Annotated in this window: 2 protein-coding genes; both read left to right on the top strand. The window is 71.7% G+C overall.

Features of this window, described 5'->3' with window-relative positions; genetic code table 11:
* Positions 1-140 precede the first annotated feature (140 nt).
* Positions 141-1,526: a magnesium chelatase gene (locus ACSW7Y_RS16580; protein ID WP_438127335.1), complete on the top strand. Its 1,386-nt coding sequence runs from the start codon at positions 141-143 to the stop codon at positions 1,524-1,526.
* Positions 1,519-3,561 (top strand): vWA domain-containing protein, encoded by a 2,043-nt coding sequence (locus ACSW7Y_RS16575; RefSeq protein WP_438127334.1) that lies wholly within the window; start codon positions 1,519-1,521, stop codon positions 3,559-3,561. Before ACSW7Y_RS16580 ends, ACSW7Y_RS16575 begins: the two co-directional genes overlap by 8 nt.
* The last annotated feature ends 14 nt before the right edge of the window (positions 3,562-3,575 follow it).

The following is a 3,575-nucleotide window of genomic DNA, read 5'->3' as shown; positions in this document are numbered from 1 at the left end:
CCGCCACGCGCCTCCAGGCTGGCGGAACGGCCGGTCCGCCGCTGGCGCGCCGGCACGGAACCGGCGGCGTGGGCCAGGCCGCGCGGGGTCACCACGCAGCCCACTGGTGTGTGTCGGAGGCGAGGCGTACCGTCGGCCACGTGACCCGACCTGACATCCGTACGGTCGGCGAGCTCCGCGCTTCTGGTCACTCCCAGAAGTCGGTCCGCGCCGAGATCCGCGACAACCTCCTCCAGGCCCTCCGTGAGGGCCGCGACCCGTGGCCCGGCCTGCACGGCTTCGAGACCACCGTGATCCCGCAACTCGAACGCGCCCTCATCGCCGGACATGACGTCGTCCTGCTCGGCGAACGCGGTCAGGGCAAGACCCGGCTCCTCCGCACGCTGCAGGGCCTGCTCGACGAGTGGACGCCGGTGATCGCCGGTTCCGAGCTCGGCGAGCACCCCTTCGAGCCGATCACGACCGCGAGCATCCAGCGCGCGGCCGACCTCGGCGACGCACTGCCGATCGAGTGGCGGCACCGCGACGACCGCTACGTCGAGAAGCTCGCGACGCCGGACACGAGCGTGGCGGACCTCATCGGCGACGTCGACCCGATGAAGGTGGCGGAGGGCCGGAGCCTCGGCGACCCCGAGACGATCCACTTCGGCCTCGTGCCCCGCGGGCACCGGGGCATCGTCGCCATCAACGAACTGCCCGACCTCGCCGAACGCATCCAGGTCGCGATGCTCAACGTGATGGAGGAGCGCGACGTCCAGATCCGCGGGTACGTCCTGCGCCTGCCGCTCGACGTGCTCGTCGTGGCGAGCGCCAACCCGGAGGACTACACGAACCGCGGCCGGATCATCACCCCGCTGAAGGACCGCTTCGGCGCCGAGATCCGCACGCACTACCCGATCGAGCTCGCCGACGAGATCGCCGTCATCAAGCAGGAGGCCGCGCTCTCCGCGGACGTGCCGGACGCGCTCATCGAGATCCTCGCCCGGTTCACCCGCGCGCTCCGGCAGTCGAGCGCGGTCGACCAGCGCAGCGGCGTCAGCGCACGCTTCTCGATCGCCGGCGCCGAGACGGTCTCCGCGGCCGCGGTGCACCGGGCCGCTCGCCAGGGCGAGGAACACGCGGTCGCGCGGCCGATCGACCTCGAGACCGCCGTGGACGTCCTCGGCGGCAAGATCGAGTTCGAGAACGGCGAAGAGGACCGCGCCGACGAGGTCCTCGAGCACCTGCTGCGGACCGCGACGGCCGAGACGGTCCGTGAGCGCTTCCGCGGCATCGACTTCGGTGTGCTCGTCGAGGCCCTCGACGGCGGGACGATGGTCACCACGGGCGAGCAGGTCAGCGCCCGCGACTTCCTCGAGGGGCTGCCCTCGATCGGCGAGTCCGACGTGTACGACCAGGTGTGCGAGCGCCTCGGAGCGAACGACGACGGCGAACGCGCCGGGGCGATCGAGCTCGCCCTCGAGGGGCTCTTCCTCGCGCGGAAGATCAGCAAGGAGTCGGGAGGGGGCGAGGCCGTCTATGGCTAGCCGCCAGAACCGGCGCCTCTCCCGCGACGCCCGGTACGGCAAGTACGACGGCGGGCCGGACCCGCTCGCTCCCCCGGTCGACCTGTCCGAGGCCCTCGACGCCATCGGCGAGGACGTCATGGGCGGCACGTCGCCCGAGCGTGCGCTCCGCGAGTTCCTCCGCCGCGGTGGTCGCACGCAGCGGGGGCTCGACGACCTCATGCGTCGGGTCGCCGAGCGTCGCCGCGACCTCACGAGCCGGAACAACCTCGACGGCACGCTGCAGCAGGTCAAGCAGCTCCTCGACGAGGCCGTGCTCGCGGAGCGCGGCGAACTGGCCCGGAACGTCGACATCGAGGACGGCGACCGTGCCCTCGCCGAGATGCAGCTCGACAGCCTCCCGCCGTCCCCCGCCGCCGCCGTCCAGGAACTCGGCGGCTACGACTGGAAGAGCCCGACGGCCCGGCAGAAGTACGAGGAGATCAAGGACCTCCTCGGGCGCGAGGTCCTCGACCAGCGCTTCGCGGGCATGAAGCAGGCGCTCGAGAACGCCACCGACGAGGACCGCGCCGCCGTCTCCGAGATGATGCGCGACCTCAACGAACTGCTCGAGTCGCACCGCGCCGGGACGGACACGCAGGAGCAGTTCGACGACTTCATGGCGAAGCACGGGCAGTACTTCCCGTCGAACCCGAAGGACGTCGACGAGCTGCTCGACGAACTCGCCGCCCGCGCCGCGGCCGCCCAGCGCATGCGGAACTCGATGACCCAGGAGCAGCGGGACGAACTCGACGCGCTCGCGCAGCAGGCGTTCGGCTCGCCCGACCTGATGAGCCAGCTCGGGCAGCTCGACGGCAACCTCCGTGCGCTCCGTCCCGGCGAGGACTGGGGCGGGTCCGAGCGGATGGACGGCGACCAGGGACTCGGCCTCGGCGACGGCACCGGTGTCTTCCAGGACATCGCCGACCTCGACTCGCTCGCCGAGCAGCTCGCACAGACCGGCCCCGGCTCGGACCTCGACGACCTCGACCTCGACGTGCTGTCCCGGCAGCTCGGTGACGACGCCGCCGTCGACGCCCGGACGCTGCAGCAACTCGAGAAGGCGCTCCGGAACTCGGGGACGGTCCGCCGCGGGTCGGACGGGCAGCTCCAGCTCACGCCGAAGGCCATGCGGCAGCTCGGGAAGAGCCTGCTCAAGGACGTCGCCGAGCGCATGTCGGGGCGCCAGGGCGCCCGTGACCTCCGGCGGTCAGGCGCCTCGGGCGAGCCGTCCGGTGCGACCCGTCCGTGGGAGTACGGCGACACCGAGCCGTGGGACGTCACCCGGTCGATCACGAACGCCCTCACCCGGACCGCTTCCGAGGGCCGGACCGGGCCCGGGGTGCGGCTCACGATCGACGACGTCGAGGTGCAGGAGACCGAGGCGCGGACGCAGGCCTGCGTGGCGCTGCTCGTCGACACCTCGTTCTCGATGGCGATGGAGGACCGCTGGGTCCCCATGAAGCGCACGGCCCTCGCCCTGCACACCCTCGTGTCGACGCGGTTCCGCGGTGACGACCTGCAGATGATCGCGTTCGGCCGCGAGGCCGAGGTCATGGACATCGAGCAGCTCGTCGGGCTCGACGCGATGTGGGACAAGGGCACCAACCTGCACCACGCGCTCCTGCTCGCCAACCGGCACTTCCGGAAGCACCCGACCGCCCAGCCGGTGCTGCTCATCGTCACCGACGGAGAACCGACCTCGCACCTGGAAGCGAACGGACAGGTGTGGTTCAACTACCCGCCCGATCCGATCACGATCGCGCTCTCCGTCCGCGAGCTCGAGAACGCGGGTCGGCTCGGCGCGCAGACGACGTTCTTCCGGCTCGGTGACGATCCCGGGCTCGCGCGGTTCATCGACGCGATGGCGAAGCGGGTGGACGGCACGGTGGTCGCGCCGGAGAACGACGACCTCGGGGTCGCGGTGGTCGGGTCCTACCTCGGTTCGCGACGCGGGGGCGGCGCGTTCGGCGGTGGGCTGTTCGGTGGGTACGGACGCGACGACTGGTCGCTCTGAAGCCGGTCCCGTGA

The sequence above is a fragment of the Curtobacterium flaccumfaciens genome (assembly GCF_051548005.1).
Lineage (GTDB): Bacteria > Actinomycetota > Actinomycetes > Actinomycetales > Microbacteriaceae > Curtobacterium.
The sequence above is the reverse complement of the archived record's forward strand: the minus strand, read 5'-3'. Positions and strand labels throughout refer to the sequence as shown.